Source organism: Streptococcus sp. 544, assembly GCF_013277385.1.
In the GTDB taxonomy this organism is placed as follows: Bacteria; Bacillota; Bacilli; order Lactobacillales; family Streptococcaceae; genus Streptococcus; species Streptococcus mitis_BA.
In genome coordinates this window covers 266,753-291,885 of record NZ_VMMU01000006.1, presented here as the reverse complement: position 1 = coordinate 291,885, position 25,133 = coordinate 266,753, and the positions used below count along the sequence as shown (strand labels likewise).

Below are 25,133 nucleotides of genomic sequence, written 5' to 3'. Positions count from 1 at the left end.
ATTTTTAGCTTATACTCTTCGAAAATCATATCCAATTATAGGACTAATCTTTGCCACCTAGTTTTTCATTGATTTTCATCATCACACTAGCAACTTTCTCGCCCCAATAAGGGTCTGAGGCATATTCCACATTCATACCCGATGCCTTGTTTCCAAGGAAAGTTCTGCCCCTATCGATATAATTTTCCTTAATCCACTTGGTTGCACCTAAAATTCCCTTATCCACATCATCAAATGTCTTGGCAGAAAGGTAAGGCGTCGTATCATAGGCTGTAATTCCAAAGAAATTATTCTTATCTTTGGCAATCTTGCTACGTCCCCAGTCACTTTCTAAAGCACTATGGGCAAGGAGATAGAGGGCATTGATATGGTAATGTTCTTCGGCTTCCTTAAAGGTAGCTCCCTTATTTTCCAGGAGGCTATTATTAATATTTAGCAGACTAAATACCTTATCCAAGTCTTCAGCACTGTAGTTTGTAGCCTCTGTCAAATCTTTGAAAAGGAAGGGATTTTCAAGCTTAAAACCATCAAAATGCAACCCATCTGCCGAATAATATTTCTTGCCTACTTCCATATCAGAAAGATGAGAAGCTACTGGGATACTAGCATTCTGAGCCACATAGTGATAAAAACGGTGTCCATCACTCTCATAATAAGGGATAAAATCCTTACTAGCATCTAGTGCTTGTAAATCTTCTGTTTTCATATAGCCTGACAAACCAGAAACAGTAATAGCCAGGCGCTTGTCATCACTTTTTCTATCCTTATCTAGCCAGACAACACTACCTTGTGATATATAGGACAGCTTTTCACCATCTGCATTATAAACATTGGCTGTGACAGGCACTACTTGATAATAAGCAGCATTTTCGTTTGTAGCTTTTTCTCCAAGCCACTTTCCATCGCTTCCAAGCTGATAACCATCTACAGTCTCATTTTTCGCCATGTAGCCACCAGATTTGAAGTAGTACCAGGCTTGACTTTTAGCATCGTATAGCCATTCTTTCTCAGCCATTTTGCCATCAGATTTGAGATAAAACCATGACTCCTTATCCCAAATCCATTCATTTGCTGCCATATAGCCACCGGATTTTAGATAATAATAGTGACCATTTTCGAAAATCCATTCTTTATCAGCATGATTTCCATTTGCTTTGATGTAAAACCAAGATTGGTATTGTTTGTCAAAAAGCCAACCTTGCTGTACTTTGGCACCACTAGCATTCACATAAGCCTGCTCAATCCACTGACTTGTTAGTAAATAACCACCAGATTTAAAATAATAGTCCTTCCCCTTGATTTGGAGCCATTCTTTCTCTGCGTGCTGGCCATCTGCTTTTATATAAAACCAAGAGTCGTATTGAGAATCATAGACCCAGTCTTCTATTACTTTAGCACCTGATGCACCGACATAGGAAGCTCCTAGCCAAGCATTTCTTTTCATCTTTCCATTTTGGTCAAGATAATAGAAGGCTCCCTTGTCTTCTACCCATTCTGACTTAGCCATATAGCCACCAGATTTGAGGTAAAAATAGTCGTCACCTTGTTTCAGCCATTCATTTTCAGCATAGTTAGCATCTGCTTTTATATAAAACCAAGATTGATAATGAGCATCAAAAACCCATTCATTGGCTGCTTGACTACCATCTACTTTCAGGTATTGTTTTCCTTGCCAAGTACCATCGCTAGCCATTGCACTCTCTGGTCTGACTAAGAAAAATAGCAGGGCTAAAAAAATAAATCTTACTTTCTTCATTAACCTTCTTCCTCTGTTCTTATTTATTTTATTGTACCAAAATTCTCTGAAATTCATATTACAAACTAATAAAAAATCAAGAACAGATTGATTGCAGTTTACTTCAGAGATTCTTTTACTTCCTTGCGTAGATTTTCTAAACTGCTAATGCCGTATTTATCCATGACCTTTGGCAGATTTTCGATGATATCAGGACAGGCATATGGATTGGTAAAGTTGGCTGTTCCAACTCCGATTGCAGATGCTCCAGCCAGATACATTTCTAGGGCTGCTTCTGCCGAATCCACTCCCCCCATTCCAATGATAGGCAGGTCTGTTGTTTGGGCTACTTGTCGGATGAGTTTGAGGGCTACTGGAAAGACTGCTGGACCTGACATTCCACCTGTTCCATTAGCCAAGATTGGTTTTCTGGTTTTGAGGTCAAAGCGCATTCCAACTAGAGTATTGATCATGGTCAAGCCACTTGCTCCCGCATCTTCTGCAGCTTTTGCGACAGTAACGATATCGGTCACACTCGGGGTTAATTTGACATAAACTGGCACTTCGGAGGCTTCCACAGCTGCTTTCACCACATCATAAGCCAAATCTGGATCTTGACCAATCAAAAGTCCGTGATTACAGTGGTCAACATTGGGGCAAGAAATATTGAGCTCGATAGCCTTTACATTAGCTGCCTTGGAAATACCATGAGAAACAGCCGCATACTCTTGTTTTGAAAAACCAGCCACATTGGCAATAATAGGAAGATTTGGATATTCTCTTTCCAACCAAGGTAGCTTTTCGGCCAAAACAACTTCCAAACCAGGATTTTGCAAGCCAATTGCATTGAGCATGCCAGCAGGTGTTTCTGCCACCCTTGGAGTTGGATTGCCAAAACGGGCTTCAAGGGTTGTCGCCTTGATCATAATAGAACCTAAAAGATCTAAATCATAGTACTTGGCATACTCTTGTCCAAAACCAAAACAGCCTGATGCTGGAATAATGGGATTTTTCAAATCCAAGCCTGGTAGAGAAACTTGTAAACGATTTGTAGTCATAATTTTCTCCTTATAATACAACTGTTCCTGTGCGGAAAACAGGGCCATCTTCACAGACGCGTTGGCTGACCGTCTCGCTTTCTGGCACTTTTAGGACGCAGGCATAGCAAGCCCCCATCCCACAAGCCATACGAGATTCCAGAGATAGATAGGCTCTAGGGTGGTCATAAAAGGTTTGATTGATATACTTCATCATTCCAGGCGCCCCACATGAGTAAACAGCATCAAACTGACTATCTAAGTCATTGATAACAACGGAAACATTTCCCTTGATACCATAAGAACCATCATCTGTCGTTACAAAGACTTGACCATTTTGAGCTAATTCCTTTTCGAGGATAACAGCATCCTTGTTGGCAAAACCGAGAACTGTCACTACTTTCACACCACGCGCATGCAATTCCTTGGCCACCTCAAGCAAGGGAGGAACACCAATCCCCCCACCAACAAGGAGAACCTGGTTCTGCTCATCAAGGTCAGACAAGTCAAAACCATTCCCCTGAGGGCCCATCACATCAAGAGTATCCCCCTGACTTAAGGTTGAGAAAATAGCTGTCCCAGCCCCTTCAATCCGATAAATAAGATGACACTGCTTCTTAACCTTATCGATAGACGAAATTGAAATAGGGCGACGCAAGAGATGGGCGTCATCAGGCACACGCAGATGAAGAAATTGGCCTGCCCGCATAGCTTCAACCATTTCCCCTTCTAGGACTAATTCAAAGATTGCTGGTGCGATTTCCTCCTGTGCAACCACCTTCATGGTTTCCAAACGAATTGCACCCAAACGTTTCTTACATGTGGGATTCATGACTTTTCCTCCTTAAATTTTAAGGGGACCAGATAAAGAAAAGACCTTGCTAGTGCAAGGCCTCAGTTAAAATCGTACAACACAAGAGAGCACACTCAAAAAGTCTCCTCTAGAAAATTGCACTATTCTTTTATCTGACACCTTGTGAGTCTCTCTGGACTCCCCTTAAAGGTTAAATTTTTACTAGTATACTCTTTCAGCTAAAAAAAGTCAAGTAGAAAACGAACATTCTACTTGACTTCACGTGATTATTTTTCACGAATGACTTCGACCTTATAGCCATCAGGGTCTTTGACAAAGTAATAGTTAGGTGCAGTTCCTGGTAGACCATTTGGCTCAGTCACTTCATAGCCTTTGGCACTGTGCTCTTGATGAAGTCCCTCAAGATCAGGTGTACTTAGGGCGATATGAGCAAACCCGTCTCCAACCACATAAGGGCCGTGATCGTAGTTATAAGTCAACTCCAACTCATAATCGTCACCCTCAAGTCCTAGATAGACAATCGTGAAGGCATGGTCTGGAAAATCTCTGCGACGCAATTCTTTAAATCCAAAAGCATCTTGATAAAATGCAATTGATTTTTCAAGATTTTCTACTCGCAAGCAAGTATGTAGCATTTTTGAAGCCATATTTTTCTCCTTTATTTTTAAAAAGACTGGACAATCCTGTTCCAGTCTCATCAGTTGTTATTTACCAAGTTTTGCTTTCGCTGCATCTGCAAGAGCTGTGAAAGCTGCTGCATCATTAACAGCCAAGTCAGCAAGCATTTTACGGTTAACTTCGATCTCAGCCAATTTCAAACCATGCATCAATTGTGAGTATGAAAGCCCGTTCATACGAGCTGCCGCGTTGATACGAGTGATCCACAATTTGCGGAAGTCACGTTTTTTCTGACGACGGTCACGGTATGCATAGTAGTAAGAGTTCATTACTTGTTCTTTTGCAGTACGGAACAAGATGTGTTTAGCTCCATAGTAACCTTTTGCTAATTTAAGAATACGTTTACGACGTTTGCGTGATACAACGCCACCTTTAACACGTGCCATGTTTTATTTCCTCCAAATATTTCCTAGAATTGTTTACTTACAGTCAAGCTATTATTTCAAGCGAGTAAGCATTGCTTTGATACGTTTGTAATCTCCTGAATGCACCATAGATGCTTTACGAAGATGACGACGTTGTTTCTTAGTTTTTCCGTGGAAACGGTGAGAAGTGTAAGCACGGAAACGTTTAAGTCCACCAGAACCTGTACGTTTGAAACGTTTAGCTGATGCGCGGTGTGTTTTTTGTTTTGGCATGATTTTTTCTCCTTTATTTAACTTTCTGACAATTATTTTTTGTCAGTCGCTGGCGCCAATTGCATGAACATTTGACGTCCATCCATTTTAGCACGTTGTTCGATGATGGCAATATCTTGAGTTGCTTCAGCAAACTCGGCTAAAACTTTTGCACCAATCTCTTTATGGGTAATCATACGACCCTTAAAGCGAATAGATACCTTAACTTTATTTCCTTTTTCAAGGAATTTGCGTGCATTGCGAAGTTTTGTATCAAAGTCACCCTTGTCAATCGTTGGACTTAGACGAACTTCTTTCACAGTAACAACACTTTGTTTTTTACGTTGTTCTTTTTGCTTCTTCTGGTACTCAAATTTGAACTTACCGTAGTCCATAATTTTTGCAACAGGCGGTTTGGCTTGGGGTTGAATCAATACTAGGTCAACATTAGCGTTATCAGCCAAAGCTTGCGCTTCACTGAGTGGCTTGATGCCTAGCTGTTCTCCTTCAAGACCAATCAAGCGAACTTCACGTACACGAATCTCATCATTGATGAATAAGTCTTGCTTTGCTATGGTTTTCACCTCTTTTGTTTTATTAGAGAAAAACAATAGCGGACTCGTAAATATACAAGCCCGCACGTTATGATAGCGTTTCTTAGAAACTTTTCATCCGTAGGGCCAGGCAACTTAATGTCACAAGGCGAGAAGCTCTCACTTCTGCTTTTCTCAACTTTTATATGATACCAAGTTTTCTAGCTCTTGTCAAGATAAAAAGTTAATTTTTTGAAAAGTTTGTGTTTGTTAACCGACCGTTTCAATCTTCCAACTATTCCCCCCCTTAAAGCGTATAGCTCCTTGCTGGTCAGTTCGATATACTTTGCTATTGATAGTTTCCAGTCGGGTCAAGGTTTCCTGATGGGGTAGTTTCGTTCGATTATTCTTTCCAACTGAAATGAGAGTCATCTCTGGTTTGAACTGTTCTAAAAAGGCTGAACTTGATGAGTTTTTAGAGCCATGTTGGCTAGCTTTCAAAACATCCACCTCTAGGTCAGGATAATGCTTCAGCAAGTCCTTCTCTCCTTTCTCCTCCAAATTTCCTGTGAAAAGAAACTTTTTATCCAAGAGTTTTCCATACAAAACCAGGGAATCTTCATGACCTCCGTCTCCAATTTTCCTTGGAGATAGGACTTCTAACTGACTTCCAAAAATTGGCAAGTTCTCTCCTGCTGTTATACTTCTAACTTTTGTTTGGGTCGCTTGTAGTTCTGCCACAAATTCCTTCTGTTTCAGACTGCCTTTTGACACTAAAATTTCGCCTACATGGAAAGCTTTGGTCACCTCTAACAAATCTCCAGCATGCTCCTTGTCTGTGTTGGTTAAAATCAGCTGGTCAATCTTGGCCACTCCACGACTTTTAAGATAGGGTATCAAGCTTCGCTGAGCATTGCTGGTCGTCGCCTTTTCTTGCCATTTTTCGATTTTCTTATCAGATTCTGCCTTGCCACCGACATCTATGAGAATGGTTTTCCCAGTTACATCCCGTAAGAAAATACTTTCACCTTGCCCCACATCCAGCATGGTGATTTCATTTTCCAGTGGATGCTTGGTCAAGAAAAAGAGACCTATAATCAATAAGCTCAATACTATTAGCCTTTTAATGTTTTTCCTCAAATCATAGACTAAAGCCAAGGAAATTAACAATAAAATTAAAAGCCACGCATTGAGTTGTCCAAAGACCAGAGGTCTACTTGCCAGCTGCGAGACCAAGCGAATCATTCCCTCCAACCATTCAAAAATAAAATTCAGCTGAATGACTGGATAGAGAAAGGAAAGGGCAAATAAGACAGACAAGAGCGGTAAGAAGACCAAGTCAAATAGAAAGGAAAAGACAAAGGTCAAAAGGATGGACCAAGGCTGAAATTCCGCAAAATAAAAGGATAGAATGGGTAATATTCCCAAAGAAATAACCAGACTTTCTCTGGCAACAGCCTTGAGTCCCTCCCCTTCTTTGCCGGTCATGGTCAATATAAAAGCATAAGCGCAAGACAAGACTCCTCCTGCTGTCAGGAAAAAGGTGGGCATGATGATAAAGAGGACAAGAACCGTCAAGGCAAAATTATCCAAGCCCTTAACACCATGTTGAGCCAGTAACTTTTGCAAGAGACTGCGAATGACTGATGCTGAAAATCCTGTCAGACCAGCATAGAGAAGGGAAAAGGGATAGGTCAGCCATTTCAACTTTTCTTGGGTCAAGCCCAATCGCAAGAGAAGTTTCTTAAATCCATCCATGAAAAAGCCTACCTGCATACCCGACAAGGCAAAGAGGTGGATAATTCCTAAACTAGAATAAAGCTCATTCATCTCCTCAAAATCTGTGTCCAGATGCCCTAACAAGAGCCCCGTCATGTAATTGCGTATAGGGTCTGGAAAGTGCGTCTTAATCCAAACCACAGCCTTACGGCGTAAACTGGACAGGTTTTCACCTGCATCCCAACTGCCAACCTTTTGAAGTGACTGGATTTTTTTGATATTGAGTGTCTGGTAAATTCCCTGAGTCTTCAGATAGGCTTGGTAGTCAAAGCCACCAAAATTCCTCTGCCCTTCTGGCTCTGATAGTTTTCCTTCAAGTTCCAAATCATGAAGGGCTGTTAAGGCTTGAAATTGTTCTTTCTCCTCCTCGGACTGGAGTTTAAAATAAACTTGAAAAATGCGTCCATCAGCCTTGCCACGAAAGGATAGACTATCACCATTAACTTTGATGGTATCTGGTAAAATCCGTACGCTTTCAACAGAATCCGCCAAATTTTGACTCGCTTGACTCTGTTGCCAATTTTGAAACAGAAACCAGAAGCCAAAGATTCCACAAATCACTAAAACTTTGCTAGCAGATTTCCAAGGAAATTGAATAAAGAGACAGACGAGCAGAAAAACGAAGCCCAACAAAGCAAGATAGGATGCTGAGAAAATGGCGTAGTAAAGCCAAAGTAACAGAAAACTCAGATAGATTAGGGGAAGGGGGAAATTCTTAATCCACTGTAACATAGTCTTTTAGCTTTTCTATCGTTTTAGCACCAATTCCAGAGACTTTCTTGAGTTCATCAACCGACTTGAATTTCCCATTTGTTTCACGATGGTCGATAATGTCCTGAGCTCGTTTTCCTCCCAGTCCCTTGACCTGCTTGAGTTCTTCCAGACTGGCCTTGTTGAGATTGACCTTCTTTTCCTTGCTCGTCGAAGAAGCTGTCCCAGAACCTGCCTGCTGACTAGCTAATTCTTCTCCCTTAGTTGGGACGTAAACCAGAGCCTCATCACTAACTTTCTGAGCTAGATTGAGCCCCTTGCTGTCTGCTTGCTCTGTCAAGCCACCCGCCTTTTGAACAGCATCATTGACCCGACTACCTACCGGCAAATCATAAATTCCAGGTGCTTTAACAGCGCCTTTGACATCTACTGTGATTAGATCTTGTTCAAGGGGTTCTTCCTTTTCTTCCTTCACTTCCTTTTCGGTCGATGAATCCTTGGAAACAGTTGCAACTTCTGCCTGCAAATTCGTTTCTTTTACAGGTGTTTGTGGAGTTGGCTTTAGCAGGAAAAATCCTCCTACAAGCAAGCCCAGACCAGTACAGATGACAATGATTTTATACTCTTTAATTTTCTCGATAATTGCTTCCATATTTTCTCCTCTCTTAGATTATTCGTAAGAGAAAGAAAAAACAGTCGAAAATTTCTTTTCAACTGCTTATTTATTTGCAAAATAGTCTTCCTTGATCAAGACATAATGAACTCTTGTAACAATTCGGCCTTCTTCATGCTGGTCCATACAAGCATATGGTTCTTCATGTGAAAAACGCATTCCTGATTTCTCCATGACCTTTCCTGACGCGGGATTGTCCTTATCGTGAAGGGCGGTCAACTTGTTCATTCCAATCTTCTCAAAAGCTAGCTCAATCACAGCACGATTGGCTTCTGTCGTCAATCCTTGATTCCAATATTTTTTATTGATAATGTAACCAATAGCTGCCTTCTTAAGAACAGGATCAATCTTGTGCAAATCAATTGTTCCGATAAATTTGCCATTGCTTTTTAGTTCTATTCCCCAGCGTCCCAAGGGATTGGCCAAGTAGAACTGACCAATGTTATTCTTAGTTTCTTCCAAGCTTTGATTGGTTGGAAAAGTGTAACGCGTATTTTCTCTGTCCGAGGCATAGTCAAACATTGCTTCCGCATCATCCAAGGTTACAGGTCTAAGCAATAAACGCTCAGTCTCGACTATTGGATACTGAGCTAGTTTTAAAAAGATTGATTCCATACTTCTCCTCCATTTAAAAATATTTTCTACCAGTCTAGCATAAAAAATAAGTTACAACAAATTTTTCTTGCTTTTTAAAGCGGTTTCATATAGAATAAAATCATCACCTTATTTTATAGATAATTGTGATAAATCATTTACAACCCGTCAATAGAAAGTGAGTTTTTCTCTATGTTAATCGGAATTCCAAAAGAAATTAAAAATAATGAAAACCGTGTTGCCCTCACACCTGCTGGTGTCCACAGTTTAGTCGGTCGTGGTCATCGCGTCCTTATCGAAACAAATGCTGGTCTCGGTTCTGGCTTTACTGATGCTGACTATCAAAAGCAAGGAGCTGAAATTGTCGCTACTGCTAGTGAAGCTTGGGCTGCAGAGTTGGTAGTGAAAGTAAAAGAACCATTAGCCTCTGAATATGGTTACTTACGTGACGACCTGCTTCTCTTCACCTACTTGCACATGGCCGCTGCTCCAGAATTAGCAGATGCTATGTTGGAATCAAAAACAACTGGGATTGCCTATGAAACTGTCCGTGATTCCCAAGGTCAATTACCACTCCTCGTACCTATGAGTGAGGTTGCAGGCCGTATGGCAGTCCAAATCGGTGCTCATTTCCTAACTAAGCAAGCAGGAGGTTCTGGCGTCCTACTAGGTGGTGTACCGGGTGTACCTAAAGGGAAAGTAACCATCATCGGTGGCGGTGTCGTAGGGACCCATGCTGCTCGAATTGCTCTTGGTCTTGGTGCTCAAGTAACAATCCTTGATATCAGTGCTAAACGTCTCTCCGTTTTAGAGGAGGTCTTTGGCCATCAAATCCAAACACTTATGTCCAATTCATTTAACATTGAAGCCAGTGTGAGAGATGCAGATGTGGTGATCGGAGCGGTTCTCATCCCAGGTGCCAAAGCACCAAAATTGGTAACAGATGAGATGGTCAAGCAAATGCGCCCAGGTTCAGTCATTGTGGACGTTGCCGTTGACCAAGGTGGCGTTATCGAGACAGCTGACCGTGTGACAACGCACGATGAGCCTGTATATGAAAAACACGGTGTACTCCACTATGCAGTTGCCAACATCCCTGGTGCGGTTGCTCGTACTTCAACTATCGCACTAACCAATGTCACTCTTCCTTATATCGAAGCTTTGGCAGGAAAAGGATTTATGCAAGCAATTGCTGAAGATGAGGGCTTGCGCCAAGGTGTTACCACTTATCAAGGTTACTTAACCAGTCTTCCAGTAGCCCAAGGCCTCAATAAAAAACATACTCCAATTGATGAACTAGTATAAAAATCTAATTATCAGATAAAAGAAAGAGCAAGTCCAACCGAACTGCTCTTTTTTGCTATTCTGTTTCTTCTTGGACTTCTTCATTCTCTTCATTTTTAATTGGAGCTGGTTCATAAGCTCGGATAATCTGAGCGACAACAGGATGGCGAACCACATCCTTAGCTGAAAAATGAACAAAGTCAATCTGATGGATGTTCTTGAGTTTTTCTTGAGCATCAATCAGACCAGACTTGACGTTACGCGGAAGGTCAATCTGACTGATATCTCCATTGACAATCATCTTAGAATTAAAGCCTAAACGAGTCAAAAACATCTTCATCTGCATGATGGTCGTATTTTGCGCCTCATCGAGAATGACAAAGGCATCATCCAAGGTCCTTCCACGCATGTAAGCAAGGGGTGCAATCTCGATAATTTCACGCTCCATAAGACGAGTCGTTTGGTCTTTCCCCAAAATCTGATACAAGGCATCATAAACAGGTCTAAGGTAAGGATCTACCTTCTCCTTGAGATCACCCGGAAGAAAACCTAGACTCTCTCCTGCTTCCACCGCTGGACGTGTCAAGATAATCCGCTTGACCTGCCCACGTTTAAGGGCAGTCACTGCCAATGTCACTGCAAGGAAGGTCTTCCCTGTACCTGCTGGCCCAATTCCAAAGGTCACATCATGCTGTTTAACACTGCCCACATAAAGTTTTTGCCCTAGGGTTTTGACACGAATAGGTTTACCAGTATTATCCTTGATGATTTCTTCTTCGTAAAGGGCGACAAACTTGTCGATTTCATCGTTTTTGACCATACTAATCGCAGTGACCACATCTGGTGTACCAACGGTCATCCCACGATTTACCAAGACCATCAAAGCCTGAATAACTTGACGGGCTTCCTCACAGGCAGTCTCTTCTCCCAAAACCTGGACAATCTCCGTACGAGCATGAATTACCACATCAAGCTCTTCTTCCATCAAACGAAGATGGCGTTCATTGGAACCAAAAAGATGAAACAGGTCATCTGGATGACTCAGTTGAATGTCTATTGAATGTTCCTTCAAATAAAGAACCTCTCTAATCCTTTTATTTCTTTTTATTATAGCAAAGGGGTGGAGAAATTACTAGCCCAAACCCAATGAATCATGCTAGTGTTCTAAGTATTCTTGCCAGATAGCGTCAAAGTCTCCTAGGTTGAAAGAAAAACTGGCATGTTCTTCCAAAAAGCGACTCACCTCATCAAAATCATCTGTGTGTTTTGGGAAAGATGACTCTTCAAAAGCTAGGTCTGCCAAGATAGCTTTGGGACTGTTACTTTTAGGATTGCGCTCGGTCATGAGCCAAGTGTAAAATGATTTTCTCATAAGTCACCCTAGATCAACTCTGTCCCAAACTGGTCTTGCTTGATTTTACCAGCCTTCATAAGACCACCTAAAGCTTTCTTGAACTGACCTTTAGAAATGCCAAAGGTTGCCTTGATGTCGTCTGGAGATGACTTATCATTTAAGGTCATGAAACCACCATTGCTTTCCAAATAGGTCAAAATCATCTGAGCATCATTTTCCAACATTTCAAAAGAACGTGGTTTGAGGGAGAGGTTCAAGGTACGGTCCACTTCACGGAAACCAATAACGCGCGCATCCAACACTTGCCCCAAACGTGGCTCTGCGTAACGCTCGCTAGGATGGATAAAGCCAAGCATGTTGTTTTCTGGCAGGTAAACAAAAGTTCCTGATAACTTGAGACGGTAAACAATGGCTGGCCAGTTTTGGTTCTGCATGTTGTTGTAGGCAGGACGAGCCAGACGTTGAAAGTCTTCTTGATAGGCCAAGAGTCCCCAGATACGGTCTTTCTTGTCCACCTCAAGACGGATGTAGAGTTGGTCGCCCTTCTTAGGCCAGAGTTCCTTGAGCTCAGGGAGAATATCGAGTGACACAACGATTTCCTTGTCAGGAAGACCTGTATCCACAAAGACACCCAAGTCTTTACGAACTTCCGTTACAGTTCCCCAACCAAATTGGTCCTGAGTGGCAGTCACTTCTAAGGTTGTCAGGCGGAGTTTTTGCTTCATATCCGTGTAGGCAAAACCTTTAACCGTATCCCCTACTGTATGTTGACCTTCTCCCTTAGCAAGAGCATAGGTTTGACCATCCTTTTGCACAAAGTAAAAACGGTCGTTTTCATCGATGATCAATCCAACGATAAAACTTGCAAGATTTGTATTCATATTTCCTTCTTTCGAATAAAACTCAGCCAGCAATGCCAACTGAGTTTTTCTGTTTATTTTTAGACTTCCAAGAGTTCTTTCTCTTTGTTGGCAGTCATGTCGTCGATGTGTTTAACAGCATCGTCTGTTACTTTTTGAATGTCTTTTTCAAGAGTCTTCAATTCGTCTTCAGTGATTTCTTTTGCTTTTTCTTGTTTCTTAGCTTCGTCCATAGCATCGCGACGGATATTGCGGACAGCCACTTTAGCATTTTCACCGACTTTCTTCACTTCTTTAGCAAGGTCACGACGAGTTTCTTCTGTAAGAGCAGGGATAACCAAACGAATAACAGAACCGTCGTTAGCTGGTGTGATACCAAGATCAGAAGCATTCAAGGCACGTTCGATGTCTTTCAATGAAGACTTGTCAAATGGTGTTACCAACAAAACACGCGCTTCTGGAATCGTAATTGAAGCGATTTGGTTAAGAGGAGTTTCTACTCCATAGTATTCTACATGTACACGGTCCAGCAAGCTTGCATTGGCACGGCCAGCACGGATACCACCAAATTCACGAGCAAGTGATTGGTGAGACTGGGTCATTCTCTCTTTAGCTTTTTCAATAATTGCGTTAGCCATATTCTTTCTTATTCCTTTTCTTCGATATTATTTGAAACTGTTGTTCCGATATTTTCACCAAATACGACACGTTTGATGTTGCCTGGTTGGTTCATGTTAAAGACAACCAAGTCAATGTCGTTATCCATTGAGAGAGTTGAAGCTGTTGAGTCCATGATACGGAGACCTTTATTGATGACGTCACGGTGGGTCAATTCTTCAAATTTAACGGCTGTCTTGTCTTTCTTAGGATCGGCATTGTAAACACCGTCGACACCATTTTTAGCCATAAGGATGGCATCCGCTTCGATTTCAGCCGCACGAAGGGCCGCTGTTGTATCTGTTGAGAAGTAAGGTGAACCAATTCCGGCACCAAAGATAACGATACGGCCTTTTTCAAGGTGACGAAGGGCACGTCCACGTACGTAAGGCTCTGCCACTTGTTGCATTGCAATGGCTGTTTGCACACGCGTATCAACCCCAACTTGTTGCAATGAATCTGCCATCACAAGAGCATTCATAACAGTCCCAAGCATTCCTGTGTAATCTGCCTGAACGCGGTCCATTCCTGCTTCTGCAGCAGGTTCTCCACGCCAGAGATTTCCTCCACCGATAACAAGGGCAATTTCGATACCTAAGCTATGAACTTCTTGAATCTCTCTTGCGATTGTTTGAACTGTTTGGATATCGATCCCTACGCCACGTTCACCGGCAAGGGCTTCACCTGATAACTTGATTAAAATACGTTTATACTTGGGATTCGCCATTTTCACTCTCCTTTTTTTATCCTACCTATTTTATCATAATTTCTAAGATTTTTATAGTATCATGAGCAATTCTTTCAAAAAAATTAGACAGTTAAAAATTCCTCTAAATCGCTGAGGGCACGCTCTGCAATTTTTTCATAACGAGCCTTCTTATCACGAATACGCTCGCCTTCCAACTCCTTGATGATTCCAAAGTTGACATTCATTGGTTGGAAATGTTTGCTGTCCGCATGGGTGATGTAATGAGCTAAGCTTCCAATCGCTGTTGTTTCTGGGAAAATAGCCTCGCTTTCTCCCTTGAAAAGACGAGCCGCGTTAATACCTGCAACTAATCCTGACGCTGCGGACTCAACATAACCTTCCACACCCGTCATCTGACCAGCAAAGAAGAGATTTGATTGTTTTTTAGAACGGTAAGTCTGCTCCAGAAGATTTGGTGAATCCATATAAGAATTGCGGTGCATGACCCCATAACGAACAAACTCGGCATTTTCAAGACCTGGAATCATTTGGAAGACACGTTTTTGTTCTCCCCATTTGAGGTGGGTCTGGAAACCGACGATATTGTAGAGGCTACCAGCCGCATTGTCCTGACGAAGCTGAACCACCGCATAAGGTGTTTTGAATTCTCCATCACGAGGGCCTGTGTAGTCATCTGGATACTCAAGCCCCACTGGTTTCATAGGACCATAAAGCATAGTTTTAATGCCTCGTTTGGCCATGACTTCGATAGGCATACATCCTTCAAAGTACTTTTCTTTTTCAAAGGAATTAAGCGGTGCTTCTTCCGCATTGACCAAAGCTTCATGGAAATCCATAAATTCTTGCTTGGTCATGGGCGCATTGAGATAGGCCGCTTCTCCCTTATCATACCGAGATTTTAGATAGACCTTGCTCATATCGATAGTGTTGACGTCGATAATAGGCGCTGCCGCATCGTAGAAATAGAAACCATCGCCGTCATTGAGAGCATGAATCTTTTCAGCCAGAGCATCGCTGGTCAAAGGACCAGTAGCGACAACTGTGATAACATCTGTCGGCAATTCTGTAATTTCATCACGAACCACTTCAATCAAGGGATGGTTGGCAACTTTTTCGGTCACCATTTGAGAGAAACCATCACGGTCCACCGCAAGTGCACCTCCTGCAGGAACACGGGTTGCTTCAGCAGATTCCAAGATAACTGAACCCAAGCGACGCATTTCTTCCTTGAGGAGCCCAACGGCATTTGTCAAAGCATCCCCACGAAGAGAATTGGAACAAACCAACTCAGCAAAATTGTTTGTTTTGTGTTGAGGTGTTGACTTGACACCACGCATTTCATAAAGTTTAACTGGAATACCACGTTCTGCGATTTGGTAGGCTGCTTCAGAACCTGCCAAACCAGCACCGATAACATTGATATAAGATTGAGACACGACACTAATACCTCTTTGGGAGTGTGAAGACAAGGTTCACATTGAAAAAGCCAATCAAACTTAAGAGTTTTCGAATTTCTTGGCTCAGGCTGAAAAAGTCCACAGGACTTACTTCGATTTCGAATTTCTTGGCTCAGGCTGAAAAAGTCCACAGGACTTACTTCGATTTCGAATTTCCTGGCTCAGGCTGAAAAAGTCCACAGGACTTACTTCGCTTTCGAGTTTCTTGGCTCAGGCTGAAAAAGTCCACAGGACTTACTTCGCTTTCGAGTTTCTTGGCTCAGGCTGAAAAAGTCCACAGGACTTACTTCGCTTTCGAGTTTCTTGGCTCAGGCTGAAAAAGTCCCCCAGACTTTTTCACTCCCACAAATCTTTCTAATTTTTTCTTCTACTAGTATAACAAAAAAAGGGAAGAAGGCAAACTTCCCTGTTTAGTCATTTTCTTGATTTTCTTCCCAATCGTGATAGGCAGCGTAGAGCTGGCTTTTATTCCACTGGTAAATCTTAGCGACTTCCTTGATAGCTTGATTTTTCTTCATGCCTTGCTGGATACGGGCTTGGATTTCTAAGAACAAGTCCTCCTCGTCTTTTTCCTCCACATCCTGACTGGCACCTTCAACGATGAGAAGGCATTCGCCCTTGAGTGACGTTTCAGCTATGCTTTCCAGCAATTCAGAGATCTTTCCTCGTTGGTATTCTTCATAGATTTTGGTCAATTCCCTAACCAAGACGACCGAGCGGTCACCATAGACTTCTAGCATATGTTCCAAAGTATCTGCTACACGATGGGGCGATTCATAGAAAATCTGTGTTTCTGGATAGTCTTTTTTCGAGTCGAAAAATTGCTTTTGCTGGCCTGATTTTCTCGGTAAAAAACCATAAAAGATATGTGGCTGTGGCGCTAAACCACTGGCAATCAAGGCAGAAATTCCTGCAGAGGCACCTGGAACTGTGACAACTGCAATTTCTTCCTCAATAGCTGCCTTGACCAAATCATGACCAGGGTCCGAGATACTAGGCAGACCCGCATCGGATACCTGAGCAATACTTTGTCCTGCTTTCAGGAAACCAATCAAATCAGGAATCTTTTCCTTGGCATTGTGCTCATGAAAACTGATTTGCTTGGTAGAAATGTCAAAATGCTTGAGCAATAGACCTGTATTGCGCGTGTCCTCAGCCGCAATCCAGTCAACTTCTTTCAAGGTCTGAATAGCTCGAAAGGTCATATCATCTAAATTGCCAATCGGCGTTGCCACTAGGTACAGCTTGCCGTAGGGAGACTGCCCCTTAAAACTTTTTTGAATCTGCATGCTTACTCCCTGTATAACAACTCGTCACAGAACATACATTCCTCGTCCTGCTCTCGACGTTGTCCATAAAAATCATTACATACGTGAAAACCATCTTTATAAATTCGACGGACACTTTCGCGAACATGTTTGGCCTTGACAGGAGCATCTGCTTCCACCTCACCCAAACGTTCGCGCAACTTACTATTTTCCAAGCGAAGAGCTGTATTTTCCTCTACCAGGCTCTTGAGATTTTTCTTGATAGCTTCCACATCGGCCAAGGTTACCAATAACTGTTGGGAAAAATCATCCAGCGCGTCAAATAATTCTTTTTTGTCCATAAAACAGCCCTTTCCTTTCTTTATCGTTCATTTTTGAGTTCATATTTCTTTCAAGACCAGATATTCCATGGCATTTTGAAAGCTGACATTGGATTGCCACATTTTTCTGGCTTCTAGCAAATCTTGTAGAATCACTCTTACTCTTGCTTGCAGGAGGTTCTGCCCACAGAGGACTTCAAGAATCCGTAAAACCTGATCTTGTTTTTCCTTGTCATCTGCCAAGTTCGCTAATTTAGCAACCTGCAAATAACTTTCTTTTTTCTTAGCCACTAACCAAATCAGCAGGCGTTCACTTTCATCGACTAAGGTCCAAAAACTTGCCTGATTAGCCAACTTTTCCGCTTCAGCTCGCGATTGACTAAACTGGGCTAGGAGAGTCGCTTTTTTCTTAACCAACCCCATTTGTTCTAAGAGTAAGATGAGCTTCTCTTCCTGCTTTTTAAAGTGAAAAATTTGCGTCCGACTTCGGATTGTAGGTAAGATCTTTTCCTCATCGCTGGTCAAGAAGAAAATGTAAACCTCACTCTGGGGTTCTTCGATGACCTTGAGCAGAGAATTGGCTGCGTTAGGATGCATTTTCTCAGCTTGCTCGATAATAAAGACCTGTTGTTGGCTTTCAATCCCTGCTTGAGAAAACTGCCCCACCAATTCTCGAATCCGTTCTGTCTTGATGACCTGATTAACTGGCTTAATCAAGGTGACATCAGGAAATTCTCCCTGTTCAATCAGCTTACAATTTCGGCAGTTTTCACATGGTAAAACGCCTACTTTATCCGTACAAAAGAGGCTCTTAGCCAAAAATTGCGCCATTTCCAAGCTTCCAAAGAAACCTGAAAAGAGATAGGCGTGATTGAGCTGGTTTTGTTCTAGAATACGGACAAAGCGGTCAAACTGGGCTGGTTGCCAAGCCTTTAGTTGATCTTGTTTCATTTGGCCAAGCCCATTCTGTCAAACAAGACAGCCTTGGTAGTTTCCACAACCTGCTCCAATGGAAGACTAGCATCAATCTTGACAATACGATTTCCTTCTTTTTCCAAGAGAGAAAGATAACCTTTACGAACTTTTTTATGCAAGTCCAACCCTTCCAAATCCAAACGATTAACCTCGCGGTCACTATTAGCAGCAATACGAGCCAGTCCTTCTTCGACCTCGATGTCAAAATAGAGTGTCAAATCAGGTTTGAGTCCATCTGTCGCAAAGTGATTGAGCCAATCAATGGCGTCAATATCCAAGCCACGACCAAATCCCTGATATGCAACGGAACTATCGATGAAGCGGTCCATAATGACCAACTTGCCAGCTTCAAGTGCTGGAAGAACTTTTTCCACCAAGTGCTGTCTGCGACTAGCAATATAAAGAAGCAACTCTGTCTTCGCATCCATCTGAGTATGACTTGGATCCAGAATCACTTCCCGAATCTTCTCCCCAATCAAGACTCCGCCAGGTTCACGGGTCGTCAGCACCTCTACTCCTTTTTCCTCGAAAATTGGGAGCAGAGCCTCTAAAACACTGGTCTTGCCTGCTCCCTCTGGTCCCTCAAGAGAGACTAAAAATCCTTTTGACATGTCTAACTCATTTCTTTTTTACTACTTCTATTCTATCAAAAAAATAGGGGTTTGTGACAATCTTTTTGCTTCTCATTTCATACTCAATGAAAATCAAAGAGCAAACTAGGAAGCTAGCCGCAGGTTGCTAAAAACACTGTTTTGAGGTTGCAGATGGAAGCTGACGCAGTTTGAAGAGATTTTCAAAGAGTATCAACCACCATAAAAGAGGCAGACAAATCCACCTCTTATTTACCAAGTTTTTTAGTTCGTTTGTAGGCTTTAGTGACTGCCTCCATGACCGTTCCTCGAAAAGCATGCGCTTCTAGGCTTGCTACACCAGCGATAGTCGAACCGCCTGGGCTGCAAACTTGGTCTTTTAAGACCCCAGGATGCTCTTGGCTTTCTAAGACCAATTGTCCAGCTCCTACCACAGTTTGGGCTGCCATTTTCAATGCTGTTTCTCGTGGTAATCCCGTCTGAACCCCCGCATCCGCCAAAGCCTCAATAAAGAGATAGACAAAGGCCGGACCACAACCTGCAAGACCTGTCGCCGCGTCGATTAAGCCTTCTCCAAGTTCAACCAAGAGACCAGCCTTGGCTAACAGCTGACAAAAGAGCTCACTGTCCTCAGCCCTGCAATTAGGGGACAAGGCATAACTAATGACTCCTTGTCCGATAGAAGCAGGGGTATTTGGCATCATACGAATCATTCGGTGTTGACTTGGAAGAAGACTAGCCAGTTTTTCTAAAGTCAATCCAGCTGCCATCGAAATCAAAAGAAGACTTTCTCTTTTTTCAAGGATGGTCTGATATTGAGAAAGCAAGTCTGAGAACTGAGCAGGCTTCACTCCTAGAAAAATCACATCAGCTTCTGCAAATATTTCTTCATTACTAGAAGCCTGACCACCAAAGTCTGCAATGAAAACATCTACCTTGGCTTGACTACGATTGGCAAGGAGAAGGTCATCACCCGTCTTAGACTGCAAGACAGACTTGGCCAAGCTAGCACCCATATTCCCCAAACCGATAAATCCAATCTTCATCTCTTACTCCCTTATCTGTCCGTCACCAGTAACCACATACTTGTAGCTTGTCAATTCCTTCAAGCCCATGGGACCACGCGCGTGGAGTTTCTGAGTAGAAATTCCCATTTCGCATCCAAGACCAAATTGGCCACCATCGGTGAAACGAGTTGAGGCATTGACATAAACCGCTGCAGAGTCCACTTGATCTGTAAAGTAAGCCGCAGCTTCAGCATTTTCCGTCACAATGGCATCCGAATGATGGGTACTGTGAGCCTCAATATGGGCAACCGCTTCTTCTAAACTGCTCACAACCTTAACAGCTAGGACATAGTCTAAAAACTCGGTGTCAAAGTCTTGTGCTTCAGCTGCTTGACCTGAAACAAACTGACTTGCTTTGCTATCTAGGCGGAATTGAATTGGTTCCAACCCAGCTTCTTTACGCTCTGCAACTAGAACTTGCTCCAAGCGAGGAAGGAAGCTTGCTGCCTTGTCTTCATGAACAAGTAGAACCTCCATGGCATTGCAGACAGAAGGACGACTGGTTTTGGCATTGTTGATGATAGACAGTGCCTTGTCGTCATCTGCGTCCTTATCGACATAAACATGGACAATCCCAGTCCCCGTCTCAATAACAGGTACGATAGCATTCTCAACCACGGCATTGATCAAGCCAGCCCCTCCACGAGGAATGAGAAGGTCTAGATAGCCCTTGGCCTTCATCATGGCATAGCTGCTTTCTCGGCTGGTATCTTCCACCAGTTGAATCACATCCGGGTGAATAGTAGTCGTTTCCAAGCCCTTCTTCAAGGCTGTGACAATGGCATGGGCTGTTTGATAGGCGTCCTTACCACTACGAAGAACAACTGCATTTCCACTTTTAAGAGCCAAAGCAGCCGCATCAGACGTCACATTTGGACGGCTTTCATAGATAATACCGATGACACCCATAGCCACACGTTTTTTGGTGATAACCAAACCATTTTCAAGATGATTGGTTTCTAAAACTTCACCGATTGGATCTGGTAAAGCAACCACTTCACGAATTCCTCTTGCCATCGCTTCTATACGTCCTGCATCCAAATAAAGACGATCCAACATCACATCTGAGATTTTCCCCTTAGCCGCTGCCATATCGAGGGCATTAGCCGCTAAAATCTCCTCTGTAGCAGCCACTAAGTGGTCAGCCATGGCTAGCAAGGCTTGGTTTTTTACCTCTTCACTAGCCGTGTTGATTGATTTTTTAACAGCCTGTACCTGTTCAAATTGTTCTTGTGTACTTACCATAGTTTACCTCTAAAATTCTGTAAAGAGTAGTTGGATTTCAGGAGTAATGGAAATCCAGTCATCACGGTGAATCAAGACACCCTTGGCTTTTTGAGAACGCAACATATCCTCCAAAGCAGATGCACCAAATTGCACACGCCCTTTTCCAAGTGATTTTCCACTTTCCTTGTCAAATACTGTCACAATATCGCCGTAAGAAAAGGCGCCTTCTGCTTCAACGATACCAGATAAGAGAAGACTCTTTCCATGTTGAGAGAGAGCTTCTGCAGCCCCTTTATCTACCCAAATAGAACCTTGACTCTGAGCATAAAAGGCCAGCCATTGTTTCTGGGTACGAAGTCCCTTCTCTTGCGCAACAAAGTAGGAACCATCCTGGGTCTCCTCAGCCGCCTCAATCATGGCATCTGACTTCAAGGAAGAGCAGATATAAACAGGAACTCCTGATTCCGTCGCGATAGTTGCAGCTTTGATTTTGGTCAACATGCCACCTGTCCCATTAGACGAACCGGCTCCACCGGCCATATCAATAATCTCACGATTGATGGTCTCGATTCGCTCCAAGCGTTTGGCTCTTGGGTCTGAATTAGGATTTCCAGTATAAAGACCGTCTACGTCTGTCAAGAGAACCAAAAGGTCTGCTTGGACCATGGCTGCTACCTGAGCACTTAGAGTATCATTGTCCCCAACCTTGAGCTCATCAATAACGACACTGTCATTCTCATTGATGATAGGAATAGCTCCACGGCTAAGTAGAACTGACAAAGCCTGATGGGCATTTTTATAACGGCGCTTGTCCACAAAATCATCCTGGGTCAGCAAGATTTGTGCAGAAACGATTTGGCGCAAGAGAAGATTGGTCGTGTATTCTTCCAACAAAAGGCCTTGCCCTACCGCTGCTGAAGCCTGTTTATCAGCAATCTTAGTCGGACGCTTTTTAAATCCTAAGGCCCCAAAACCTGCAGCAATGGCACCCGACGACACCAAAATCAATTCATGACCAGCCTCGTACAGCATAGCCAGCTGCTGGGTAATAGCCTTTACCTTACTACGTGATAAACTTCCATCCTCATTTGTCAGAGAAGAAGTCCCCACCTTAAAGACAATCCGTTTGTATTTCATAGTCTCACTCCGATTCTTCATATTTACCCATTATAACATGAATAGCAGAAAATAGAAAAGAGTTGATAGGAAAAAGAAGGTCCTAAAACCTTCTTTTTTACTACTGTTCTGATTCCGATTTATTTGTACTCGTCTCAGAGCTTTTTGAGGTTGAAGAAGTCAAATCTTGACTAGTTGAAGCGCTTGTAACACCTTCATTCTGTCTAATTTCTTTACTTTCAAGATCTTTTTTCACTACTTCTTTAGACTCTTTTATTTCTGAATGACTTGTAGTTTTAATTGTAGCAGATTTCTCGATCGGAACATCCACTAACCAGGCTCCACTTGAATCAACAGTATAGCCTTCTGGTGTCTTACCGTTCACAAGTAATTGACCATTTTCTTTCAAGAAGTACCATTTATCCTTGTCCTTGATCCAACCAACAGCTCGTGAACCGTCTGTCTTGTAGAAATACCAATCATTTGCCTTTTTAAGCCAACCTTGCTTCATAGATCCTGAATCTTCTAGATAGTAATGATGACCAGCAACTTCTATCTCGCCTGTCTTCATGATACCAGTAGAATCCATATAGTACCAGGTTTCTTTATCTTTTACCCAACCCGTTTTCATTTCCCCTGATTGAGCAAAGTAATACCATTGCCCCTTATATTGAAGCCAACCTGTCTTCATAGAGCCATCGTTTGATAAATAATAGGACTGACCTCCAGTATTTACCCAACCAATTTCCATCTGATTTTCTTTGTTGAAATAATACCAGATTCCATCAATTTTCTTCCAATTTTTAGCAGAAGCACCAGAGTCTGTCAAATAGAACCAATGATTGTTCCATTTTTTCCATTGATTCTGTAACAAGATACCCGTTTGGTTAAAGTAATACCATTCACCTTCGATTTCATTCCAACCGACAGCATACTCTCCTGTAGAATCAGGTGCTTGATACCACCAGTTCCCATATGCACTCTTATGCCAACCAGCTTGAAAACTTGGAATCGGCTTGTAGGAAGTTGAAATGTTTACTAAACCGTCTTTTCGAATATCAAAAACTGTTGCATCATAGTCTTTGCTGGCTGCGTTGATCCTCTCAATTCCTCGTTCTTTGAGCCAATTAACATACTCACTATCAACACCATTTTTCCAAGGTAGACTATCCGAAGTTTGAACAATCAAACTCGGACTCAAATGTTTAATGAAATCCTTGGTATTTGATTTGTTTGTATCATGGTGATGATTAAACTTCATCAAATCAACTTTTCCAATAAGAGGTCCATACTTATCTTCCGCTCCATGCACATTATCTAAGTCGCCCCCAAGGTAAATTTTCTTGCCATTGACTTTCACTACACTAATCAGGGAATTGGAATTGTCATCCCAAATTTTCTTTAATTCACCTGATGAATCAGTTTCATTTTCATAGTTATAGAGTTGAATATCCATGTCCCCAAACTGAAAATGAGCATCTTCCTGTGTGATGTTTTGAATAACTGAAACACCTTTTTCTGAAGCAGTCTGTAAAACCTTATCATAACCGTACAGATTATCCCATAGACGTTCAGAATTAGTAATACGACTATCACTATATTTTTTAAGATAGACTCGGTCAACTGGATAGGTAGACAGTAATTCATCAACATTTCCAATATGATCACTGTGGGTATGGGTCACCAAAATAAAATCAAGTTTTTGAACACCCAATTCCTTCAAACGACGAAAGACACGGTCTGTTAGAACATGCTTATAAGACGTTTCAATTCCTTCTCTCCATGGATAACGAGAATCACTTCCATCTGGGAAATCATAATCTTCTCCTGTATCCACCATGGCAAAATGTCCATTGCTTTCAAGAATAATCGCATCACTGCCACCTTCTTGAACATTGATAAAGTGAATTTTATTTCCTGAACTTTCTTGAGCTTGAACATTTCCATACCATGACAAACCTAAAAAAGCGCCTGCAAGTGCTAAACTAATCAATTTCTTTTTCATTATTGCTCTATTAGAATTCCTTTTTGATTAAAATAATATCTTTTTCCATCAATTTCGTTCCAACCGATAGAATAATTTCCTGTAGAATCTGGTGCTTGGTACCACCACTCGCCATTAGATTTCTGATGCCATCCCGAAACAAACGATGGTATTTTTTTATATTGTTTACTTATATCAACTATGCCATTTTGTCTAATATCAAAAACAGTTGCATCATATTCTGTACTAGCTGCATTTATTCGCTTTATCCCTAAACTATCTAACCATGCTATATATTCAGGGTTGTCTACAATAGGACTATCATAAAAACCTGGAACAGCATCACTTGTCTGCACTATGATTTCTGGAGATAGATTTAATATAAAGTTTTTTGTATTTGATTTTTCGGTATCCTTATGATGATTAAACTTCATCAAATCAACTTTTCCAATAAGAGGACCATACTTGTCTTCTGCTCCATGAACATTATCTAAGTCGCCCCCAAGGTAAATTTTCTTGCCATTGACTTTGACTACACTAATCAAGGAATTGGAATTATCGTCCCAAACAGGTTTAAGATTTCCATTCTCATCATATTCATTTTCATAATTATAGAGCTGAATATCCATGTCTCCAAACTGAAAATGAGATTCATCTGCCGATATATCTTGAATTAATTTCACCCCATTACGATTTGCAGCTTTAATCGCATTATCATATCCGTAGAGATTATCCCACAAACGATTTTTATCAGTTATACGACTATCATCATATCTTTTCATATAAATACGATCAACAGGGTATTTATCTAATATTTCATCCATATTTCCAATATGGTCACTGTGGGTATGGGTCACCAAAATAAAATCAAGTTTTCGGGCACCCAATTCCTTCAAATGACGGAATACTCTATCTGTCATTACATGCTTATAAGAAGTACCGATTCCTGGTCTCAAAGGATATTTAGGATTACTACCATCAGGAAAATCATAATCTTCTCCTACATCAATCATGGCAAAATGACCATTACTTTCCAAAATAATAGCATCACTTCCTGCAGTCAGTACATTAACAAAATGTATTTTATTACTGGA

25 protein-coding genes, 1 pseudogene and 1 other annotated feature are annotated in these 25,133 nt (G+C 41.9%); of the genes and pseudogenes, 1 reads left to right on the top strand and 25 read right to left on the bottom strand.

Translation table 11 applies throughout. The features are described from left to right. Nucleotides 1-43: 43 nt before the first annotated feature. The 10 genes from HT728_RS04115 to HT728_RS04070 form a co-directional block, all read right to left on the bottom strand. Nucleotides 44-1,813 (bottom strand): glucosaminidase domain-containing protein, encoded by a 1,770-nt coding sequence (locus HT728_RS04115; RefSeq protein WP_173233939.1) that lies wholly within the window; start codon nucleotides 1,811-1,813, stop codon nucleotides 44-46. Between the two features lie 41 nt (nucleotides 1,814-1,854). Next, nucleotides 1,855-2,841 (bottom strand): dihydroorotate dehydrogenase, encoded by a 987-nt coding sequence (locus HT728_RS04110; RefSeq protein ID WP_173233937.1) that lies wholly within the window; start codon nucleotides 2,839-2,841, stop codon nucleotides 1,855-1,857. Beyond that, a complete protein-coding gene (locus tag HT728_RS04105) occupies nucleotides 2,804-3,604 on the bottom strand; it encodes a dihydroorotate dehydrogenase electron transfer subunit (RefSeq protein WP_173233935.1) in 801 nt (266 codons plus the stop codon). The genes HT728_RS04110 and HT728_RS04105 overlap by 38 nt, the downstream gene beginning before the upstream one ends. 248 nt (nucleotides 3,605-3,852) lie before the next feature. After that, complete coding sequence (locus HT728_RS04100) at nucleotides 3,853-4,233, bottom strand: VOC family protein (RefSeq protein ID WP_049511764.1); 381 nt, start codon at nucleotides 4,231-4,233, stop codon at nucleotides 3,853-3,855. Nucleotides 4,234-4,290: 57 nt separating this feature from the next. Next, nucleotides 4,291-4,650 (bottom strand): 50S ribosomal protein L20, encoded by a 360-nt coding sequence (rplT, locus tag HT728_RS04095; RefSeq protein ID WP_000124834.1) that lies wholly within the window; start codon nucleotides 4,648-4,650, stop codon nucleotides 4,291-4,293. Between the two features lie 51 nt (nucleotides 4,651-4,701). Continuing rightward, nucleotides 4,702-4,902: a 50S ribosomal protein L35 gene (gene rpmI / locus HT728_RS04090; protein ID WP_001125943.1), complete on the bottom strand. Its 201-nt coding sequence runs from the start codon at nucleotides 4,900-4,902 to the stop codon at nucleotides 4,702-4,704. 32 nt (nucleotides 4,903-4,934) lie between these two features. After that, nucleotides 4,935-5,465 (bottom strand): translation initiation factor IF-3, encoded by a 531-nt coding sequence (gene infC / locus HT728_RS04085; protein ID WP_000848180.1) that lies wholly within the window; start codon nucleotides 5,463-5,465, stop codon nucleotides 4,935-4,937. A 15-nt stretch (nucleotides 5,466-5,480) separates the two neighbouring features. Continuing rightward, nucleotides 5,481-5,612, bottom strand: a sequence feature (ribosomal protein L20 leader region). A gap of 72 nt (nucleotides 5,613-5,684) precedes the next feature. After that, entirely contained in the window at nucleotides 5,685-7,925 is a 2,241-nt protein-coding gene (locus HT728_RS04080) for a DNA internalization-related competence protein ComEC/Rec2 (RefSeq protein WP_173233933.1), read from the bottom strand. After that, nucleotides 7,909-8,556: a helix-hairpin-helix domain-containing protein gene (locus tag HT728_RS04075; RefSeq protein WP_173233931.1), complete on the bottom strand. Its 648-nt coding sequence runs from the start codon at nucleotides 8,554-8,556 to the stop codon at nucleotides 7,909-7,911. The genes HT728_RS04080 and HT728_RS04075 overlap by 17 nt, the downstream gene beginning before the upstream one ends. A gap of 66 nt (nucleotides 8,557-8,622) precedes the next feature. Further along, complete coding sequence (locus HT728_RS04070; protein ID WP_173233929.1) at nucleotides 8,623-9,192, bottom strand: GNAT family N-acetyltransferase; 570 nt, start codon at nucleotides 9,190-9,192, stop codon at nucleotides 8,623-8,625. Nucleotides 9,193-9,363: 171 nt separating this feature from the next. On the opposite strand from HT728_RS04070, the gene ald reads away from it, so the two are divergent. Then, nucleotides 9,364-10,476 carry an alanine dehydrogenase gene (ald, locus tag HT728_RS04065; RefSeq protein WP_173233927.1) on the top strand — a complete coding sequence of 371 codons (1,113 nt, stop codon included), beginning with the start codon at nucleotides 9,364-9,366 and terminating at the stop codon, nucleotides 10,474-10,476. 55 nt (nucleotides 10,477-10,531) lie between these two features. Here the strand turns inward: ald and HT728_RS04060 are convergent, their stop codons facing one another. From HT728_RS04060 to HT728_RS03990, 15 genes and pseudogenes are all read right to left on the bottom strand, one after another. Continuing rightward, nucleotides 10,532-11,527 (bottom strand): PhoH family protein, encoded by a 996-nt coding sequence (locus HT728_RS04060; protein WP_173233924.1) that lies wholly within the window; start codon nucleotides 11,525-11,527, stop codon nucleotides 10,532-10,534. Between the two features lie 84 nt (nucleotides 11,528-11,611). Further along, on the bottom strand, nucleotides 11,612-11,827 hold the full coding sequence (locus HT728_RS04055) for a YozE family protein (protein ID WP_001232089.1): 216 nt from the start codon (nucleotides 11,825-11,827) through the stop codon (nucleotides 11,612-11,614). Nucleotides 11,828-11,835: 8 nt separating this feature from the next. Beyond that, on the bottom strand, nucleotides 11,836-12,690 hold the full coding sequence (gene cvfB / locus HT728_RS04050; protein ID WP_173233922.1) for an RNA-binding virulence regulatory protein CvfB: 855 nt from the start codon (nucleotides 12,688-12,690) through the stop codon (nucleotides 11,836-11,838). Between the two features lie 59 nt (nucleotides 12,691-12,749). Next, entirely contained in the window at nucleotides 12,750-13,307 is a 558-nt protein-coding gene (frr, locus tag HT728_RS04045) for a ribosome recycling factor (protein WP_001262225.1), read from the bottom strand. Between the two features lie 8 nt (nucleotides 13,308-13,315). After that, nucleotides 13,316-14,053, bottom strand: a complete 738-nt coding sequence (pyrH, locus tag HT728_RS04040; RefSeq protein WP_039704027.1) for a UMP kinase — start codon at nucleotides 14,051-14,053, stop codon at nucleotides 13,316-13,318. 83 nt (nucleotides 14,054-14,136) lie between these two features. After that, complete coding sequence (trmFO, locus tag HT728_RS04035; protein WP_173233920.1) at nucleotides 14,137-15,471, bottom strand: methylenetetrahydrofolate--tRNA-(uracil(54)-C(5))-methyltransferase (FADH(2)-oxidizing) TrmFO; 1,335 nt, start codon at nucleotides 15,469-15,471, stop codon at nucleotides 14,137-14,139. A 431-nt stretch (nucleotides 15,472-15,902) separates the two neighbouring features. After that, on the bottom strand, nucleotides 15,903-16,781 hold the full coding sequence (rsmI, locus tag HT728_RS04030; RefSeq protein ID WP_173233917.1) for a 16S rRNA (cytidine(1402)-2'-O)-methyltransferase: 879 nt from the start codon (nucleotides 16,779-16,781) through the stop codon (nucleotides 15,903-15,905). Between the two features lie 2 nt (nucleotides 16,782-16,783). Continuing rightward, nucleotides 16,784-17,101, bottom strand: coding sequence for a DNA replication initiation control protein YabA (yabA, locus tag HT728_RS04025; RefSeq protein WP_000358227.1), 318 nt, complete (start codon nucleotides 17,099-17,101; stop codon nucleotides 16,784-16,786). Between the two features lie 39 nt (nucleotides 17,102-17,140). Then, nucleotides 17,141-18,031, bottom strand: a complete 891-nt coding sequence (locus tag HT728_RS04020) for a DNA polymerase III subunit delta' (protein WP_173233915.1) — start codon at nucleotides 18,029-18,031, stop codon at nucleotides 17,141-17,143. Further along, complete coding sequence (tmk, locus tag HT728_RS04015; RefSeq protein ID WP_173233913.1) at nucleotides 18,028-18,666, bottom strand: dTMP kinase; 639 nt, start codon at nucleotides 18,664-18,666, stop codon at nucleotides 18,028-18,030. The genes HT728_RS04020 and tmk overlap by 4 nt, the downstream gene beginning before the upstream one ends. A 227-nt stretch (nucleotides 18,667-18,893) precedes the next feature. Next, nucleotides 18,894-19,691, bottom strand: coding sequence for a pyrroline-5-carboxylate reductase (gene proC, locus HT728_RS04010; RefSeq protein WP_173233911.1), 798 nt, complete (start codon nucleotides 19,689-19,691; stop codon nucleotides 18,894-18,896). Between the two features lie 3 nt (nucleotides 19,692-19,694). Then, entirely contained in the window at nucleotides 19,695-20,957 is a 1,263-nt protein-coding gene (locus tag HT728_RS04005) for a glutamate-5-semialdehyde dehydrogenase (protein WP_173233909.1), read from the bottom strand. A 9-nt stretch (nucleotides 20,958-20,966) separates the two neighbouring features. Further along, entirely contained in the window at nucleotides 20,967-22,076 is a 1,110-nt protein-coding gene (gene proB, locus HT728_RS04000) for a glutamate 5-kinase (RefSeq protein ID WP_240149004.1), read from the bottom strand. 100 nt (nucleotides 22,077-22,176) lie between these two features. Next, a complete protein-coding gene (cbpE, locus tag HT728_RS03995; RefSeq protein ID WP_173233905.1) occupies nucleotides 22,177-24,060 on the bottom strand; it encodes a phosphorylcholine esterase CbpE in 1,884 nt (627 codons plus the stop codon). 5 nt (nucleotides 24,061-24,065) lie between these two features. Continuing rightward, nucleotides 24,066-25,133, bottom strand: a pseudogene (locus HT728_RS03990) (MBL fold metallo-hydrolase); the annotation flags it as partial.

Coding starts and splice junctions, on each gene's coding strand:
- HT728_RS04115 (WP_173233939.1), bottom strand. CDS start 1,813: ATGAATTTCAGAGAATTTTGGTACAATAAAATAAATAAGAACAGAGGA.
- HT728_RS04110 (WP_173233937.1), bottom strand. CDS start 2,841: ATGGCCCTGTTTTCCGCACAGGAACAGTTGTATTATAAGGAGAAAATT.
- HT728_RS04105 (WP_173233935.1), bottom strand. CDS start 3,604: ATGAATCCCACATGTAAGAAACGTTTGGGTGCAATTCGTTTGGAAACC.
- HT728_RS04100 (WP_049511764.1), bottom strand. CDS start 4,233: ATGGCTTCAAAAATGCTACATACTTGCTTGCGAGTAGAAAATCTTGAA.
- rplT (WP_000124834.1), bottom strand. CDS start 4,650: ATGGCACGTGTTAAAGGTGGCGTTGTATCACGCAAACGTCGTAAACGT.
- rpmI (WP_001125943.1), bottom strand. CDS start 4,902: ATGCCAAAACAAAAAACACACCGCGCATCAGCTAAACGTTTCAAACGT.
- HT728_RS04080 (WP_173233933.1), bottom strand. CDS start 7,925: ATGTTACAGTGGATTAAGAATTTCCCCCTTCCCCTAATCTATCTGAGT.
- HT728_RS04075 (WP_173233931.1), bottom strand. CDS start 8,556: ATGGAAGCAATTATCGAGAAAATTAAAGAGTATAAAATCATTGTCATC.
- HT728_RS04070 (WP_173233929.1), bottom strand. CDS start 9,192: ATGGAATCAATCTTTTTAAAACTAGCTCAGTATCCAATAGTCGAGACT.
- ald (WP_173233927.1), top strand. CDS start 9,364: ATGTTAATCGGAATTCCAAAAGAAATTAAAAATAATGAAAACCGTGTT.
- HT728_RS04055 (WP_001232089.1), bottom strand. CDS start 11,827: ATGAGAAAATCATTTTACACTTGGCTCATGACCGAGCGCAATCCTAAA.
- cvfB (WP_173233922.1), bottom strand. CDS start 12,690: ATGAATACAAATCTTGCAAGTTTTATCGTTGGATTGATCATCGATGAA.
- frr (WP_001262225.1), bottom strand. CDS start 13,307: ATGGCTAACGCAATTATTGAAAAAGCTAAAGAGAGAATGACCCAGTCT.
- pyrH (WP_039704027.1), bottom strand. CDS start 14,053: ATGGCGAATCCCAAGTATAAACGTATTTTAATCAAGTTATCAGGTGAA.
- rsmI (WP_173233917.1), bottom strand. CDS start 16,781: ATGCAGATTCAAAAAAGTTTTAAGGGGCAGTCTCCCTACGGCAAGCTG.
- yabA (WP_000358227.1), bottom strand. CDS start 17,101: ATGGACAAAAAAGAATTATTTGACGCGCTGGATGATTTTTCCCAACAG.
- HT728_RS04020 (WP_173233915.1), bottom strand. CDS start 18,031: ATGAAACAAGATCAACTAAAGGCTTGGCAACCAGCCCAGTTTGACCGC.
- tmk (WP_173233913.1), bottom strand. CDS start 18,666: ATGTCAAAAGGATTTTTAGTCTCTCTTGAGGGACCAGAGGGAGCAGGC.
- proC (WP_173233911.1), bottom strand. CDS start 19,691: ATGAAGATTGGATTTATCGGTTTGGGGAATATGGGTGCTAGCTTGGCC.
- HT728_RS04005 (WP_173233909.1), bottom strand. CDS start 20,957: ATGGTAAGTACACAAGAACAATTTGAACAGGTACAGGCTGTTAAAAAA.
- proB (WP_240149004.1), bottom strand. CDS start 22,076: ATGAAATACAAACGGATTGTCTTTAAGGTGGGGACTTCTTCTCTGACA.
- cbpE (WP_173233905.1), bottom strand. CDS start 24,060: ATGAAAAAGAAATTGATTAGTTTAGCACTTGCAGGCGCTTTTTTAGGT.